Source organism: Maridesulfovibrio sp. (assembly GCF_963676065.1).
Classification (GTDB): Bacteria; Desulfobacterota; Desulfovibrionia; order Desulfovibrionales; family Desulfovibrionaceae; genus Maridesulfovibrio.
The window spans coordinates 526,782-543,786 of sequence record NZ_OY780933.1 but is presented as its reverse complement, the minus strand read 5'-3'; the positions used below and the strand labels follow the sequence as shown (position 1 = coordinate 543,786).

16 protein-coding genes and 1 tRNA gene are annotated in these 17,005 nt (G+C 52.0%); 10 read left to right on the top strand and 7 right to left on the bottom strand.

Annotated features, from left to right (window positions below):
• The 7 genes from ACKU35_RS02355 to modA (ACKU35_RS02325) all read right to left on the bottom strand — a co-directional run bounded on the left by ACKU35_RS02355 (position 1) and on the right by modA (ACKU35_RS02325) (position 5,894).
• Entirely contained in the window at positions 1-1,020 is a 1,020-nt protein-coding gene (locus tag ACKU35_RS02355) for a molybdopterin-binding protein (protein WP_319762777.1), read from the bottom strand.
• A gap of 619 nt (positions 1,021-1,639) precedes the next feature.
• On the bottom strand, positions 1,640-2,371 hold the full coding sequence (locus ACKU35_RS02350) for a Rossmann-like domain-containing protein (RefSeq protein ID WP_319762776.1): 732 nt from the start codon (positions 2,369-2,371) through the stop codon (positions 1,640-1,642).
• A gap of 12 nt (positions 2,372-2,383) precedes the next feature.
• Positions 2,384-3,058, bottom strand: coding sequence for an ABC transporter permease subunit (locus ACKU35_RS02345; protein ID WP_319762774.1), 675 nt, complete (start codon positions 3,056-3,058; stop codon positions 2,384-2,386).
• A gap of 4 nt (positions 3,059-3,062) precedes the next feature.
• Entirely contained in the window at positions 3,063-3,788 is a 726-nt protein-coding gene (modA, locus tag ACKU35_RS02340) for a molybdate ABC transporter substrate-binding protein (RefSeq protein WP_319762772.1), read from the bottom strand.
• Positions 3,788-4,498, bottom strand: coding sequence for an ATP-binding cassette domain-containing protein (locus ACKU35_RS02335; protein ID WP_319762770.1), 711 nt, complete (start codon positions 4,496-4,498; stop codon positions 3,788-3,790). Before ACKU35_RS02335 ends, modA (ACKU35_RS02340) begins: the two co-directional genes overlap by 1 nt.
• Positions 4,495-5,160, bottom strand: coding sequence for a molybdate ABC transporter permease subunit (gene modB / locus ACKU35_RS02330; RefSeq protein ID WP_319762769.1), 666 nt, complete (start codon positions 5,158-5,160; stop codon positions 4,495-4,497). Before modB ends, ACKU35_RS02335 begins: the two co-directional genes overlap by 4 nt.
• A complete protein-coding gene (gene modA / locus ACKU35_RS02325) occupies positions 5,160-5,894 on the bottom strand; it encodes a molybdate ABC transporter substrate-binding protein (protein ID WP_319762767.1) in 735 nt (244 codons plus the stop codon). The genes modB and modA (ACKU35_RS02325) overlap by 1 nt, the downstream gene beginning before the upstream one ends.
• A gap of 136 nt (positions 5,895-6,030) precedes the next feature.
• Between modA (ACKU35_RS02325) and ACKU35_RS02320 the strand changes: the two genes are divergently transcribed.
• The 10 genes from ACKU35_RS02320 to hydG all read left to right on the top strand — a co-directional run bounded on the left by ACKU35_RS02320 (position 6,031) and on the right by hydG (position 16,987).
• A complete protein-coding gene (locus tag ACKU35_RS02320; protein WP_319762765.1) occupies positions 6,031-7,110 on the top strand; it encodes a TOBE domain-containing protein in 1,080 nt (359 codons plus the stop codon).
• A gap of 123 nt (positions 7,111-7,233) precedes the next feature.
• A complete protein-coding gene (gene tpx / locus ACKU35_RS02315; RefSeq protein WP_319762763.1) occupies positions 7,234-7,749 on the top strand; it encodes a thiol peroxidase in 516 nt (171 codons plus the stop codon).
• Positions 7,750-7,906: 157 nt separating this feature from the next.
• Positions 7,907-7,982: transfer RNA gene (locus ACKU35_RS02310), tRNA-Thr, on the top strand.
• Positions 7,983-8,395: 413 nt separating this feature from the next.
• Positions 8,396-10,495, top strand: a complete 2,100-nt coding sequence (gene fdhF, locus ACKU35_RS02305; RefSeq protein WP_319762762.1) for a formate dehydrogenase subunit alpha — start codon at positions 8,396-8,398, stop codon at positions 10,493-10,495.
• Complete coding sequence (locus ACKU35_RS02300) at positions 10,480-11,073, top strand: 4Fe-4S dicluster domain-containing protein (protein ID WP_407944193.1); 594 nt, start codon at positions 10,480-10,482, stop codon at positions 11,071-11,073. Before fdhF ends, ACKU35_RS02300 begins: the two co-directional genes overlap by 16 nt.
• Positions 11,070-12,458 (top strand): [Fe-Fe] hydrogenase large subunit C-terminal domain-containing protein, encoded by a 1,389-nt coding sequence (locus ACKU35_RS02295; protein ID WP_407944192.1) that lies wholly within the window; start codon positions 11,070-11,072, stop codon positions 12,456-12,458. The genes ACKU35_RS02300 and ACKU35_RS02295 overlap by 4 nt, the downstream gene beginning before the upstream one ends.
• Positions 12,459-12,461: 3 nt before the next feature.
• A complete protein-coding gene (locus ACKU35_RS02290) occupies positions 12,462-12,968 on the top strand; it encodes a 4Fe-4S dicluster domain-containing protein (protein ID WP_319762760.1) in 507 nt (168 codons plus the stop codon).
• Complete coding sequence (locus ACKU35_RS02285; RefSeq protein WP_319762758.1) at positions 12,965-14,083, top strand: ATP-binding protein; 1,119 nt, start codon at positions 12,965-12,967, stop codon at positions 14,081-14,083. Before ACKU35_RS02290 ends, ACKU35_RS02285 begins: the two co-directional genes overlap by 4 nt.
• A gap of 5 nt (positions 14,084-14,088) precedes the next feature.
• Positions 14,089-15,543, top strand: a complete 1,455-nt coding sequence (locus ACKU35_RS02280) for a sigma-54 dependent transcriptional regulator (RefSeq protein WP_319762756.1) — start codon at positions 14,089-14,091, stop codon at positions 15,541-15,543.
• Between the two features lie 34 nt (positions 15,544-15,577).
• Positions 15,578-16,987, top strand: coding sequence for a [FeFe] hydrogenase H-cluster radical SAM maturase HydG (gene hydG, locus ACKU35_RS02275; protein ID WP_319762754.1), 1,410 nt, complete (start codon positions 15,578-15,580; stop codon positions 16,985-16,987).
• Positions 16,988-17,005 lie beyond the last annotated feature (18 nt).

The window sequence follows — 17,005 nt, the reverse complement described above, 5'->3', positions numbered from 1 at the left end:
CTATTTACCAAAAGAACACAGCGGGTAGCGGCAGGTATCGCATCCAGCGCAGAAACCACCATGGCCCAATTCGGCGATTTCTTTGCGGGAGGGGCGTTCACCAGCCACTATCCGCGGAATAATAAGGTCAAAAATGCTGGCCCGGTAATACATGACACAGCCCGGCAGACCCAAAATGGGTACTCCGTTTAAATAGCCGAGCATGAACATTACTCCGGGAAAGGTCGGTGAGCCGTAGGTAACAATTTCGGCACCTGTGGCCCTAATGGAAGCCGGGGTCTGGTCATCGGGATCGACGCTCATACCGCCGGTGAGCACAACCATCTGCGCTCCGTCATCAATAGCTTTAAGAATTGCAGTGCTGGTCATATCGGGATCATCGCTGACAAAGGTCTGTCCGATAACATCCGAATTGAGACGTGCAAATTTTTTGCGGAGAACCGGGCCGAATTTATCTTTGATCCGACCGTGGTAAACCTCGCTGCCGGTGGTGATCAGGCTCACTTTTAGATTGCGGAAAGGTTTCACACTGACAATAGGACCGCAATCACGACAGATTTCTTCCACTTCTTCGAGCTGTTTTTCATCGATAACAAGCGGCACGATGCGGGTTCCCGCTACTTCGCGGGGTTCGGTGATCTGAATGTTGTTGTGCAGGGTGGCCAGCACAACTTCTTCAATGCTGTTAATGCGGTTCAGGGCTTCTACATTGATGTGTAGCAGGCCGGGAGCCGCAATCATGTTAATTCTTCCTTCGCTCACATCAGAGAGAGTAATGCCCGGTCCGGCTGCTGCTTTGGCAATCCGTCTTGCGGCATCGTTTTCATGAATCTGGCCTTCTTCAAGGCTCAGGATGTAAACATGTTCTTTGCCGATTTCTAAAAGTACCGGGATATCTTCCGGTGTGATGATGTGGCCTTTTTTAAAAGCGGGTCCCTTGTATTCGCCGGGAACAATGCGGGTCATATCATGACAGAGGACATTACCGATGGAGTCCTCTACAGGAACAGTTTTCATCATGATTTAAGGCTCCGGGTGTAATAGTTTCAGTTTCTTAAGTGTCATAAATATCGTTTGGATATATCAAAAAAGACATAATTTCAGAGCGCGCTTTAGCGCGGAGACGCGACTGCAAACCTTGTGTGATCGTGCGTTTTTTATGTCTAAACGGGAATAGTAAGTCAAGTAACACCATTGAATTGGTGATTTGAGATAGTCCCGTTTTGGACAAACTCCGGCAGCCCCTGTCTAGTAAGGGCTGTGCAGGCAACTCCTCAATTGAGTAGAACCTAAAGCAAAATTAGGTCCAAAACGGTATAGTTAATTAAAACAGATGGTTGGATGAAGGGCGTTTTTTAAAACTGGATCAATATTTTTTATTTATTTTTTAAAAGGCACTTATTGGCTAGCTGTGATTTTTTGTTTAATGTGTGAAAAAACGCATAGAAAGCCGAATTGATGTGATGTGTGTCATTTTGGAACAGCTGTGCATGGATATGTGTCAGAAGCTGACTGTGGAAATAGAAGCGGTTTAATGCCCGGCAGAAAGCGGGCTGAGAGGTTTATCTTCGTCCGTTGGCGCAATTGCGACCTGCCGGGAAATATACTTGGATTACCCGGCAGGGTTTGTTTTTCCAGGCTAGGAACTCTGACAGCAGAATCGTTGCCAGCCCATCATTTCCGCCGCTGCAGATACAGTAGTGCCGAAAAAAATGGTAGGTTTGTCATCACGCAGGAAGTTGCCGATGGTGTCGTTAACGATGGTTGACCCGGTGACAACCAAGAGGTTGACATCTTCCAGAACTTCAGAGGTGTTGTCCGGGCCTTCAACTGTGATTCCGCATTTTTCGCTGCCGATGTTGTCCGGGTCGAGATCCACGATGCGCATTTCAAAGCGTCCCGAAAGGGCTTTAATCATGGCCGGCTGGTAACCGACAAGTCCCAGCTTGGGATTACCGTATTTTTCAGCAATATAATCACCCAGCTGCGGCGCACACAGGGCCGGACCTTCATCCTTGCAGTGTATGGTTCTTTCGGCTTTGCCGAGGCTGCACTGAACTGCATTCAGGGCGGAAACAAAGATGGCCCTCCGAAAATTATTAGTCAGGTCCATTTCCGCTATTTCACGTAATGTGTTGCTGAAATCTCCGTAACGGTCTGTGAATGCCTGCCCTTTTGAATCCCTGAACCGTGCTTCCATCAACTTTTCCTTGCCACGCAGCAGGGGAAAATCATCACCTTCTGGATTACCGATAGCTTCTTCTGTGCTCAGGGTACGTGCTTTTACTTCAATATCTTCATCAAGTATGCCGGCTTCTTTCCAAGCCTTGTAAGCCCTTGATTGAATTTCAGCTAAAATAGATTTGCTCATTATTCATTCCTTTTATTCCGCGTCTGAAAATTTTTTCAAAGCTGTGAACATTGTTAAAGAGGCTATGCCTATGACCGCAGACAAAACTGCCGCCCGCTCAAACTCTCCATTGAAAACCGCATTGTAGATTTCCAGTGAAAGTGTGTTCGTACGTCCGATGACATTACCCCCGAGCATCAGGCTCATGCCCACTTCGCCAAGTGAGCGGGCAAGGGCCAGCAAACTTCCGGCTGCGATTGCCCGGCGTGCACAGGGCAGCAGAACCTGCATAAATATGGCGCCTTCTGATTTTCCGAGTACGGCTGCCACTTCGTGCAGTTTAGCAGCCTCAGCTGATTTAAGGGCTGCCTGCACCGGTTTGACAAGAAGGGGCAGTCCGGCAATGAAGGCGGCAACCACCAGCCCGGGGAAGCTGAAGATAATGCTGTCACCGAAAAGAGTTGCCGCAGGCCCGCGTCTGCCAAGCAGAAACAGGAGTACAAAGCCGGTTGCCACCGGCGGAAATACAAGTGGCAGGGTCACGGCGCTATCCACGAAATTATGCAGCATTCCTTTTGAACGGGATAGCCAGAAAGCAAGCGGCACTCCCAAGGTCAGTTGCAGCACTCCCGCTACCCCCATCACTTTTGCGGACAGGGTCAGCGGGTTAAGTGTTGCACTGTCAAAAAGAATAGCAGCAATATTCATAAAGTTAATCCTGCATACCCTGAGCGACCACGATCTTGCGGGCTGTATCGGAGTTTAGGAATTCCATGAATTTTTTGCATTCAGCTCCATGGGCGGAGTTGCTCATCTGTTCGATAATAATCGATATGGGCGAATAAGCTGATTCATCCACAACTTTGAATCCACCGATGGAACCCTTGATTTTGCGTGCATGAGTCAGATTTATGAAAGCGTAATCCACTTCCCCGGCGACGACGTAGGATGCTGACTGCGGTACAGTTGCCACCATAAGTAGTTTTGATTCTACTTTGTCGAACACGCCCTTGTTCTTCAGGTATTGCAGAGCCGCTTTGCCGTAAATGGCCCGTTTGGTATCCGGCAACGCTATGCGGGAGATATTTGATGAGAGCAGGTCTTTGGGGTCCGCGTAGCTTTTGCCTTTAGGGTAGGCTAGTACCAGTCTGCCGCGTCCGACTCTCTGGGTTGCGCAACAGTCAAGTCCGGATTTATCCAGAAAGGATTTGTCGCCGAGGACCAGATCAACCGTACCGCTGTTTTTGGCCTGTGCGGTTACGCGGGCCATATTTCCATAGATCCTTTCAACCTCGTTCCCGGTTTTTGCCGTGTATGCGGTTGTCAGCTTATCAACCAGTGCGCGGTATCCGGCCCCGGAAGCTATAACGACTTTTGCCTGAGCGGCAGCGGGAAGACAGAGCAGGATGAGAAGTATCGGAATGTATATCTTTTTCATTACATATTTCCTACAAGTTCTAGGTGAGGGCGTGAGTACGGGCCAGGCTCAGAGCAGAACTTTTTTCTTTGCCTGTCCAGCCATTGCGGGGACTCATGTCCGTTTTCAAGCACAAAAATGGTATCAGCCAGATAATACGCTTCCTCGAGGTCGTGAGTTACATGGATGATAGGGATATTCAGCTCTTTTTTCAGGTCACGCAGTTCCTTGCGCAGTCCTTCGCGGGTGGCGATATCCAGCGCGGAAAAAGGTTCATCCAGCAGCAGCAGGACAGGTTCGCGGGCAAGAGCCTGACAAAAGGCTGCCCGCTGGCGTTCCCCGCCGGAAATTGTGGAAGGTTTGCTTTCCGCGATGTGAGAGATTCCGAATTTTTCCAGCAGACCCGGCACACATTCTTTATCAACAGCGGCAAAGGCCACATTATTGCGTACATTCAAATGCGGGAAGAGCGTGTATTCTTGAAAGACGAGTCCCAATTCACGTTTTTGGGGTGTGGCAAAAAAATTATTCGCCGTATCCACCCAAATGTTACCGTTGAGGGAGATGGTCCCGCTGTCCGGTTTTTCAAGTCCGGAAATTATACGGACCAAAGTGCTTTTACCGGCACCCGAAGGTCCTACAATCGCGGTCAGGGTGCCTGGATCACAGTTCAGAGCTACGTCCAGAGCAAAGTTGGGCAGCTGTTTGCGGATGTCTATTTTAAGGGTCATGATCGACTCCGGCTGAAACGGTTGAGACGGTTGATGGCCAAAAGGGCCATAAAACTGACCGGAATGATTGCCAGCGACATATAGAGAGCGTCGCCGTAACGCATGGCTTCCACAGCTTCGTAGATGGCTATGGAGGCAACTTTGGTCGAACCGGGAATGGAGCCGCCGACCATGAGGATGACTCCGAATTCGCCTAAACTATGGGCGAATACCAGCATGGCTGAAGCTGCTATCCCTGGTAAACTGTTGGGCAGTACTACCCTGAAAAAAGTGGAGGTGGAAGAAAGCCCAAGCACTGCCGCATTTTCCAGCAGCCTTATGTCCAGCTTTTCAAATGTTGCCCGCATAGGCTGTACCGCGAAAGGCAGATTATAAACCAGCGAGGCCAGTAATATTCCGGAAAAGCTGAAAACCATACGTTCTCCGGTCAGATCCTTCCATAGCCCTCCCAACGGTCCTTGCGGTCCCATGGCTATAAGCAGCCCGAAACCGAGAACCGTAGGAGGAAGGACCATGGGGAGAGAAACAATCGCATCAATCAAGCTTTTGCCTTTGAAATCAAGGAAAGCAAGAATGTAAGCTATAGGCGCGGCTACGATAGGTATAAATAGGGTCGTAGCCACGGCCAGCTTTGCAGAGATAAAAAGCGGGTAGAAATCCATTAATCGTATCCGTATTTTTTCTTGATGGAATTAACTTCCGGGCTGGACAGAAATTCTACGAATTTAAGTGCTGCGGTTTTGTGTTCTGAAGATTTGAGTACACAGGCGGCCTGAATTACCGGAGGAGCCTGCTCAAGGATATGGAATCCGCCCTTTTTACCGGTGGGGGTAAACATGGATGAATAAGCGCAGAAACCGGCGTCCGCCGCTCCGGTGGATGCAAACTGGAATGTCTGGGCAATATTCTGGGCAAAGACCAGTTCCGGTTGTATTTCTTTCCACAGTTTTTCCTTCTGCAGGGCTATCATGGCAACTGTTCCGTATGGTGCGGTTTCTGTGTTGGCGATGGCTATTTTATGCAGCTTTTTGCTTTTTATAGCTTCCTGCCAGCTGTTGCCGAGGGCTTTTTTATCAAGTGACCACAAGACAACTTTTCCTTTGGCATATACGAAAGGAGTCTCGGCCAGTCCGTCTTTGAAAAGCTTTGCGGGGCGGCGTTCATCGGCGGCGAGAAAAACATCAAAGGGCGCGCCGTTGACTATCTGTCCGTATAATTTACCGGTGGAGGTATAAGTGGCCTGAACCTTCAGACCGCTTGTTTTTTCAAAGGCGGGAATGATTTCCTTCATGGCGGGCATGAAGTTGGCGGCCTGTGCGATCATGAGGTCCGCGGCCTGAGCAGAAAAGGGCAGGGCCAGCAACAGAGCCAGTACGAGAGCATTAATACGTTTCATCTTCTATTCTCCATTTTCAAATTGAGGTCTTCCTGAATTGGCTTTATCAGTGTCTTGTGCTTATGCAGGGAAATAATAAATTATCAAACTGGTCACGCGTTTCCTTAAAAACGTGACTTCTCGAAGGGTTTTTTCTGTGGTCAAAAAAGTAAAACAAAATCAAGATGCTAAAGCCGGGAATACCAAACTGGCTACCTCGGATGTGTTTGATGTCCCAGAGAATATACTGCACCTTGACTCACGGGAATTAATTTTACTGGAAGAAGGTTTCCGTGACTGGAAGCAAAGGACCAAAAGGGCCGATTATGTGCGTTCACGCACCCGGACGTTTTGTCTTTTTCTTGTTCTGCGTCATACCGGAGCACGGCTGGGAGAGATTTTACGGCTTGACGAACGCCGTGATTTCGATCTGGCGAGAGCGGTCGTTTATCTCGGAAGGGAAGGGGGGCAGCGGGAAGTTCCATTGCCGCAGTCGGTTTGCCGGGAACTGAGAGCATTGATCGACAGTCCTATGAGTTCAGGGCTTGAGGGAGAAATTTTTAATCTCGACCCTGGCTATGTGCGCAGGATTTTTTATGAGCGGGCCGCAGAGTGCGGACTGGAAAAGAAGAAGGGTGCGCCCTCTGTGTTACGCCGTTCCAGGGCTGTTGAAATGTTGCGTAACGGTGTTCCGCTGGGAGTCGTGCGCAAGGTGCTCGGTCATTCATCAACTGATCTTGCGGCAGTCTACCAGAATTGGTCTGCGTGTGATGTGAGCAATATCGTCCGCCGCATGGCCCTCGAAGAGAACTCCCTTAAATCCAGTGCGCGGAACACTTTTATCGGCCATGTCCGGTCCGTAAAGCGGGATGGGATTCTGGCTGATGTGGAATTTGAAACCGCCGAAGGACTAATAATCAGCTCAGTCATTACACTCGAAAGTCTCTATAAACTGGGCCTCGAGCCCGGAGTGTCCGTATCGGCCACAGTAAAAGCCCCGTTGGTAGCTGTGCGCCCCTTAAAAGAGCACGGAACAAGCTCCCGAAACTGCGTCCCGGCCAAAGTTATTTCTCAGAAACATACCGAAGTACTAGCTGAAGTTGTAGGTGAGTCTGCCGGGGGAACCCAGATGTGCGCATTGGTCACCTCGTGGTCGGTGGAGGAAGAAGGATTGAGCGTAGGCGCTGAGGTTGAATTTTGTTTCAAGGCATTGTCTGTTGTTTTACATGCGGTGTAGATTTTCGCCTAGATGTAGGTCGGGCAGTATTGTTAGCGTTATAAAAAGCAGAGTCCTGTTGTAGGGTATGGATTGTTGTGTTAATTATGGTGAACGTGAAAATTAAACCAACGGAGTATAATCATGAATGAAAGAACAGGAATAATTACTTTTCAGGGCAATCCCCTGACTCTTCTCGGTAATGAAATCAAAGTGGGCGACAAGGCCCCTGAATTCAACGTAACTGATAATGAACTTGCTCCCAAAACCTTGGCTGATTTTGCCGGAAATGTACTGATTGTCAGTGCTGTTCCCTCTCTCGATACCCCGGTATGCGATATGGAAACCCGTCGGTTCAATACTGAAGCTGCAAACCTTGGTGATGATATTAAAATCCTGACTCTGTCCATGGACCTGCCTTTCGCTCAGGCCCGCTGGTGCGGTGCAGCAGGCGTTGAAGCCGTTAAGACCCTTTCAGATTACATGAATTCGTCTTTTGGCGAAGCTTACGGCGTGCTTATCAAGGAATTGCGTCTGCTCAGCCGTGCAGTCTTCGTAATTGATAAATCAGGTACCGTACAATACGTTCAGTATGTAAGCGAAGTAACAGAAGAACCGGACTACAATGCAGCTCTGGATGCAGCTAAAAAACTGGTTTAATCCGTTTTTGAATACGTAATTAAAGAATATTAAAGTTCCTCCGGCCATCACCGGACGTCTTAAGCGTCCGGTGATGGCCACTTATGGATTTTTTAGTAGATTAATTTTCGGCTTGACCGGGGTTTAGTCCTTGATATAAAAGGCATCTCTACAACAAGCCAACGTAGCTCAGTCGGTAGAGCAGCTGATTCGTAACCAGCAGGCCGTCGGTTCAATTCCGATCGTTGGCTCCATAGTAAAAGTTAAGCCTCGCAGTGTGTTATCGCATTGTGAGGCTTTATTTGTTGGAGCAGAAAATAGTAAAATCGTGCGGACAATTTGCGTACATTCTGGGATTTGCTTCGTTAACATGCTGAATTAATTAGAGCGGCCTGCTGATATCCAACCTGTTACCCTGAATATTTTTTTATGAAGAGTGAGGCTCTGGTTGTGTCAAAGGCTTTGGAGATATTGTGCAAAGTCACCGTGGTAGGGAATGATTTTCATTGCATGCAATGCGCGCAAAATTGCATGCAGTAAGGGTGTGCAATCGCAGCCCTTTTGTTTTTCTTCACGATGTGTCTGACTTTATTTTCAATTATTTAGGTACGATGGGAGTTTTCACGGATCTGTTGGTTTATGGCATGTCTTGTGCTAGGTGAAGCGCATGCAACGTACAATTACAACATGTCCTTACTGCGGTACCGGCTGTTCACTCTCTCTGGAAGTTGAAAACGGGCGCATCGTCAGTGTTTCTGGCGGTCCTGAGCCTTCGGTCAATCAGGGTGCTTTGTGCTCCAAGGGGCGGTTCGGTTTTGATTTTGTCCAGCACTGTGACCGGATCACCACTCCGTTGGTGCGTAAAAACGGCGAGCTGGTTCCCGCTTCCTGGGATGAAGCGCTTGGTCTTGTGGCAACCCGTTTAAGCTCTATCGCGTCTGAATATGGACCGGAGGCTGTCGGTGGATTCAGCAGTGCCCGCTGCACAAACGAAGAAAATTATCTTTTCCAGAAGCTTTTTCGCGCAGGACTCGGCAGTAATAATGTCGACCATTGCGCACGTCTCTGACACGCTCCCACTGTGGCCGGGCTGGCCATGTCATTGGGAAACGGCTCCATGACAAACTCCATTCGTGAGTTGTGGGACATGGGCCGGGGAGATTGTATCTGCGCCGTAGGCACTAACACTACCGAGTGCCATCCCATTATCGGTATCGGTATGATGGAGGCCAAACGCAACGGGGCCGGACTGGTGGTCATCGATCCGAGGGAAATCGACCTTGCGCGTCAGGCAGATGTCTGGCTCAGGTTGCGCCCCGGTACTGACACTCCACTGTTGTCCTCCATTGCCCGGGTCATTCTGGATGAAGGGCTGGCCGATCTGGAATCTGTGCGCGCAGCTACTGAAGATTTCGAGGCGTTCCGTGAGGGACTGCAGGCTTTTGATCCTGAAAGCGTGGCCGCCATTGCCGAGGTCCCTGCGGAAGATATCCGCAAGGCCGCCCGGATCATCGCCGGTTCAGCCAACGCATCTTTCTACTACACCATGGGCGTGACCCAGCACACAACCGGGACCAACAATGTCCTTGCCGTGTCCAATCTTGCATTGCTCACCGGAAATGTCGGACGTCCGAAGACCGGGGTGAATCCCTTGCGCGGTCAGAATAATGTCCAGGGCTCGTGCGATATGGGGGCCTTGCCCAATGTGTTGACAGCTTATCGTCCGGTAACTGACGATGCTGTCCGGGAGGTTTTTGAATCCGGATGGGGAGTTAAAATTCCTGCTGAGCCGGGGCTGACCTTACCCGAGATGTTGCATGCCATTGAGCAGGACCGTCTCAAAGGACTTTTTGTTTTCGGTGAAAATCCTATGCGCAGTGACCCGGATATTACCCACGTGGAGCACTGCCTGCGACATGTTGATTTTCTGGTTGTGCAGGATCTTTTTCTGACTGAAACAGCCGCGCTGGCCGACGTTGTCCTGCCCGGAGCCAGTTTTGCCGAGAAGGACGGAACTTTCACCAGCACTGAGCGTCGCGTGCAACGTGTCCGCAAGGCGATAAATCCCGTTGGGGACAGTCGTCCGGATTGGGAAATCTTGGCAGATCTGCTGGCCCGAGTGGGCCGTCCGGAGCGATACACCGCTGCTTCCGATGTCTTTGACGAGATGCGCAGGCTGACTCCCACCCATGCTGGCATCAGTTATGAACGTCTGGAATCCGGGGGTATCCAGTGGCCCTGTCCTGATGAGTCGCATCCGGGGACTCCCGTCCTGCACGTGGGAGAATGCATGCGCGGTCCCGGAAAATTGTTTCCTTTGGTACACCGGGAACCTGCGGAACTGCCGGATGCTAAGTATCCACTGACCCTGACCACCGGACGGGTTGTCGCTCATTACCATACCGCCACCATGACCCGCCGCTGTTTCGGGCTGGCCGGGACCTGGCCCGAGGAGCTTGTTGAAATCCATCCGTCCGATGCCTCAACATACGGCATTGCCGATGGCGAGCTGATAGAAATAAGTTCCCGCAGGGGGACTGTCCGGGCCCGGGCCTGGGTCACCCGGCGGGTCCGGCGCGGCTTGGTTTTCATGACCTTCCACTTCTCTGAAAGTCCGGGCAATATGCTGACCACCTCGGCAGGCGATCCGATTACCGGAACTCCGCAATTGAAAGTTTGCGCTGTTTCCATCCGTAAATTCAAGGAGCCCGTGGATGCGCAGGCTTTAATATCAATAAAGGAAGAAATTTCATGTCATCTCGTTTGATCCCTTTTATTCTTGCCAACGCAGCTAAATGCATCGGTTGCCGGGCCTGTGAGCTGGCCTGTGCGGCTGCCCATCTGCAGGGCGGTGCTTCCGTGGGGAGTTTGAAAGGCTCCCTTTCCCCTCGGCTTTATCTGATCCGGGCAGGGGAAGTCTGTGTCCCTGTGGGCTGCCGTCATTGTGAAGACGCTCCCTGCGCTGCCGTCTGCCCCAATGGTGCCATAAGCCGCACTGATTCCGGCGTGATTGTGGATGAGGAACGCTGTGTGGGTTGCAAGACCTGCCTTGCGGCCTGTCCTGTCGGGGCCATGGAAATGGCTCAGATATGGAAGAATGGCCGTCCTGTTCTTCGACGGGTTACAGATCCGCTCAACCAGGATTCCTACATTGTGGAACCGGCTCTTCTTGCCAGTAAATGCGATCTCTGCCATGAGCGGGAAAGAGGACCGGCCTGCGTGGAGGCCTGTCCCAAAGATGCCTTGACGCTGGTAGACCCGATGAAAATAAAAAAACGCCGTAATCTTGAAGCCGCACTGGCCCTTGCCGGGGCTGGAGCGAGAGCGGGTGAGGAATTGTCATGACAGCTGTTTCCCAAGTAGTATCCATAGATCCCATGATCTGTACCGGCTGCCGTCGCTGTGCCGAGATTTGTCCTGTCGATGCCATTTCCGGTGCTGAAGGTGAACCCCAGACAATCGATACTTTAAAGTGTGTGGTCTGCGGTCAGTGTGTTTTGATCTGCTCCGCATTTGTCTCACCTTTTGATGACGGCGCGGACAATCTTCCGGACCTGCGCCGTGAACGCGGTCTTTCGGAAAATGATTTGTCGCCGTTATTTGCCGCCCATTTCCGCAGCGATACAGGCCGGGTAGCGGAGATGCTCAGCGATCCTTCCAAAATGACCATGGTTCAGTGTGCCCCGGCAGTAAGGACTTCAATTGCCGAGGAATACGGTTTGGCTCCGGGAACCCTGACTCCCGGACAGCTTGCCGCGTCCCTGCGTCGTCTCGGTTTCGGTGCGGTTTACGATACCATTTTCGCCGCGGACGTGACCATCATGGAAGAGTCCTCGGAATTGCTGGAGCGGCTCGGGGCCGATGGTCCTTTGCCCATGTTCACATCCTGTTGCCCCGGTTGGGTGCGCTACATGGAAACCGTCTGGCCCGATTTGACCGACCACCTTTCAAGCTGCAAATCTCCGCAGCAGATGGCCGGAGCTCTTTTTAAAACTTATGGTGCTGAAATCGCCGGTGTAGACCCGGAATCCATTGCCAGTGTCGCCATTATGCCCTGTACGGCCAAAAAACATGAGGCCGCACGCCCTGAGATGCAGGCCAGCGAATATCCCGATGTGGATGCCGTGCTTACTGTGACCGAACTTGCGGCTATGCTGAAGGAAAGGGATATTGATTTACCAGCAATGCCGGAAGAGGATTTTGATATTCCCATGGGACTTTATTCCGGGGCCGGGGTGATTTTCGGAGCCTCCGGCGGGGTTATGGAAGCAGCCCTGCGCACGGCCATTGCGGTCACAACCGGCAATGATGTCTGTGAAAGCGGAGTGAAATTTTCCCCGGCGGGAGAAGGTATCCGCAGAGCTTCCATAGATGTGTCCGGAAAGACAATCCGGGCGGTCATTGTTTCCGGGCTGGCCAACGCAGCCCCTTTGCTTGAGGATGTCCGCGCCGGAAAGGCCGATTTTGATTTTATGGAGGTCATGTGTTGTCCCGGCGGCTGTGTTGCCGGAGGGGGCCAGCCGAAACTGCTGCCCGGAGTGGACCTTGCCGATGCCATTGCCCGCCGCCGTGGCGGTCTGCATCGTCATGACAAGGCGTTGCCGGTCCGCGCTTCGCATAAAAACGAGTCCGTTGTGGCCCTCTATGAAAAGTTTCTGGGAAAACCTCTGGGCCACCGTTCGCATGAGCTTCTGCATACGCACTACGGAACAGATTGTGAGGGACATTAGGTCATGAATGCTTTTGTTCTGGCTATACCTTCCCGTTGTATCGGTTGCCGAGCCTGTGAAATAGCCTGCGTGGACGCCCACATTGCATCCGACATGGGCCGGGCCATGGAAAGCGGGCAACCTTTCAGTCCGCGCATTTCGGTTGTCCGCGAGTCCGGTGTCACTGCCCCTGTTCAGTGTCGGCAGTGTGAGGACGCCCCCTGCGCTGCGGCATGCCCTGTGGGAGCGATCACCTTTAACGGCAGGTCGGTGGCGATTGATGCTGAGCGTTGTTTCGGATGCAAGGCCTGTCTGGCCGTTTGTCCAGTCGGTGCCATGCAGGTCGGGACCATCGATGTTGAACGCCATGTGCCGGTAGCCCATAAATGTGATCTATGCACCGGATTCCGTGACGAACCGGCCTGTGTTTCGGTCTGTCCGGCCGGGGCCTTGAGCCTTTTTTCCGGCGAATCCCTGCAAAAGCTGTCCTCGTCGAAACGCAAAGAAAGTGCGCGGAGAGCAACAAAATGACAGCGCAGGATTCCATATACCGCAGCGTGGTCGAGGACCAGACTGAGCTTATCCGTCGTTTTCGTCCCGACGGGCGACTGACTTTTGTGAACCGGGCTTTTTGTCATTTTTACGGCAAGAGTTCCGAATTCCTTCTTTCGTCTAATTTTCAGGATCTTCTGGCACTTGATGAACGTGAGGAGATCGTTCGTCAGGTATATTCCCTGACTCCTGATAATCCCGAGGTTGTCACCGAGCCCAGCTATACCGCTGAGGATGGAGACGTTTACTACGTACAATATATTACCCGGGCAATCTTTAATGAAGAAGGTCGCGCGGTTGAATATCAATCCGTGGGGCGTGACGTAACAGTCCAGCGGCAGGCTGAAGCTACTTTGGCCGAAGCTCGCTCAGCCATGGAACGCGCCAGTCGGGTGACTACATTTGCCGTCATCGGCGGCGGTATTGCCCATGAGATCAATCAGCCGTTGAACGCAATACGCTTACTTTCCGCCTCGGCCCTGCTGCTGGAGGATCGTTGTGAGACCCCCAACAATGAGGTCGTCCGTATCCTGCGCAAGATTGCCGGGCAGGTGGACCGCATCGACTCCATTGTCAATCATCTTCGTGAGCATCTGCGCTATAATCAGGCCGGGGCCGGCGAGTTGTGCAACCTTGGGGAGGCGGCGCAGTCAGCTCTTTCCCTGCTGAGTGCCCAGATGATTGCCAGAGGCATAGCATTGGAACTCAACATAGATCCTGAAATCAAACCTGTTGCCGGAACATGTATCAGGTTTGAAGAGCTGGTCATGAACCTTGCGGCCAACGCCATGCAGGCTCTGGAAGGGGCTGAAAATGAACAGAAAACAATTTCCATTCGGGTGGTCCCGCAGGGGGCTGATTCCGTGGAACTGAGCGTGGCCGACAATGGTCCCGGATTTGACCCGAAACTGGCCGGCGAACTTTTTGAGCCTTTTTTCTCCACTAAATCTCCGGGTACTTCCATGGGACTCGGACTGTCCATCGTGCGCACTATCGTGCAGGCCGCCGGAGGTTCCGTCATTGCGGAAAACCGTCCCGGGGGCGGGGCCTTGCTGCGGGCCATACTGCCTGCTGCCGAAGCGGGAAGGGATTAGATAACATGCGTATTCTGCTTGTCGATGACGACATGGCCACACGGGATTCTCTGGCCGAATATTTAACCCTGCTCGGGCATGCGGTCACCCCCTGTTCGGAGGCGGTTTCCGCTCTGGAAATCTGCCGCAATCATCATTTTGAAATGGTTCTCTCCGATATCCAGATGCCGGGAAGAACCGGCATTGAACTGGTTCGTGACATTAAGGATCTGCCCCGTTCCCATCCTGCGGATGTTGTCCTTTATACCGGGCACGCCGACTTGGAACTTGCCATCGGCGCCTTGCGGGCCGGAGCATACGACTACCTGACCAAGCCCATCAATCTTGAGGAACTCGGTGCGGTTCTGGACCGCGTTGCAGAGCATCAGGCCCTTTTGCAGGAAAATGAGAGACTGACCGGGCATTTTGAGGAGGTCGTGGCCGAGGCCACGAGCGATGTGCGGGCCGAATTGTCCCGCTTGCGCGATCTGCTCGCCAGGCAGGCCGGACTCAATAACGTGGGTATTTTTTCCGAGATCATGTGGGAAGTCGTGAATCAGGCCCGGCGTTATCACGCGGACCGTGATCTGCCTGTGCTCATTCAAGGGGAGACCGGAGTCGGCAAGGACATCGTGGCCAAGCTGATTCACTACGGCGAGGACAATTCCTCTTCACCCCGGCCTTTTGTGGACATCAACTGCGCGGCTCTTCCTGCCAATCTTTTTGAAAGTGAATTGTTCGGTTATGAGGCCGGGGCGTTCACCGGCAGCGCCACCCGCGGAGCCAGGGGCAAGATCGATTTGGCTATGGGCGGAACTCTTTTTTTGGACGAGATCGGTGAAATTCCTGTGGAACTGCAAGCCAAGCTGTTACGCGTTATCGAGGACAAGAGTTTTTATCGCGTCGGCGGGTTGAGTAAAGTTCGCACTGATATACGTATCATAGCCGCTACAAATCTTGACCTGACCGAACGCATTGAACAGGGCCTTTTCCGTATGGATCTTTATTACCGGTTGAGAGTCGGTTCTATTCTGGTGCCGCCTCTGCGGGAACGGATTGCTGATATTGTTCCTCTGGCCATGTTGTTTCTGAGGGCGTTTTCAGAGAAACGGGGCAAGGCTTTCAGAGAGATCAGTCCCGAAGCTGCCGCAACCCTGCTGGATCATCCGTGGGCAGGCAATGTGCGGGAATTGAAAAATGCCATGGAATGGATTTCGGTCATGCATGACGCGCAGGTTTTGTTCCCTGAACATCTGTCCGGTTTTTTCGCAGGTATGCAGAAAATAGCCCCGGTGCGGGAAAAAAGCCCCATATTACGGAAAAACGGCCCAAAAAATCGATCAAGACCCACTGATGAAGATATAGACGCCGCACTTGCTGCAAGCAGCGGCAACAAGACCAAAGCTGCTGCGCAACTGGGGATTTCCATCCGCATGCTTTATTACCGGCTTGCGGCCAGACAGCAAGGCGAAAGCCAATAGAAATTTCTGCACAGATTATATACCGGAGATCATCATGAAACTGAAGACTACAGGATTAACAGACTTTATTGACGGAAATAAGATTTGGGAAACAGTTAATTCCACTACCCGGACCGAAGCTGCCCATGTGCATGATATTCTGGATAAGGCCTTGGAAGCCAAGGGGCTGTCCCTTGATGATACCGCAAGGCTTTTGCAGGTCGAGGACCCGGAGCTGAGCGAGGCTCTCTTTGAGACCGCCCGTAAAGTGAAACAGACCATTTACGGTAACCGGCTGGTTCTTTTTGCTCCCCTTTATATTACCAATGAGTGTTTCAACCGTTGTGCATATTGCGGATTCAAGGACACAAACAAGGAATTGCTTCGCCGGACCCTCAGTGCCGATAATATTCGGCAGGAAGTGTCCGTGCTGGAAAAGCAGGGCCATAAACGGCTGCTTCTGGTCTACGGTGAACATCCGAAATTCGGTGCTGACTGGATCGCTGACACCGTGCGTACCGTGTACGATACTGTTTCCGACAAAAGCGGCGAAATCCGGCGGGTGAATATCAACTGCGCTCCGCTGGATGTGGAAGGGTTTCGCAAATTGCATGAGGTCGGCATCGGCACCTACCAGTGTTTTCAGGAAACCTACCACAGGGAAACTTACGCCGAGCTTCATCCCGTAGGGCACAAGAAAAATTACCTCTGGCGTCTGCATGCCATGCACCGGGCAATGGAAGCGGGCATAGATGATGTGGGTATGGGTACTCTGCTTGGATTGTATGACTACCGTTTTGATACCATTGCCCTGCTGTCACATGCTGCGGAACTGGAATCGAAGTTCGGAGTGGGGCCGCACACTTTGTCCTTTCCGCGTCTGGAACCCGCTCTCAATTCAGAAATGGCATACAATCCGCCGTATCCCATTTCAGATGCAAGGTTCAAGAGGCTGGTGGCAGTGCTGCGTCTTTCGGTTCCCTATACCGGGCTTATCCTCAGCACCCGTGAGAACAGGCAGATGCGCCGCGAGTTGCTTGATCTCGGTATCTCCCAGCTCAGTGCCGGGTCGCGTACTTACCCCGGAGCATACAGCGATCCCGATTACGACCGTCCTGATGTGCAGCAGTTCTGCATCGGTGACAACCGCAATCTTGAAGAAGTTATCAGGGAAATCGTGGAGCACGGTTATGTCCCTTCGTGGTGCACGGCCTGTTACCGTGCAGGGAGGACCGGAGAACATTTCATGGAACTGGCTAAAAAGGGCTTTATACAGGAATTTTGCCATCCCAACGCCCTGCTGACTTTCAAGGAATATCTGCTGGATTATGCTCAGGCGGGCACGCGGGACATGGGCAACGCCCTCATCAGCAACGAGCTTAAAGGCTTTGCCGCGAAACGCAAAAATGTGGTGGCTGACAGGCTGGTCCGTATTGAACACGGTGAGCGGGACCTTTATCTGTAATTTGTGGATCGACTCAGG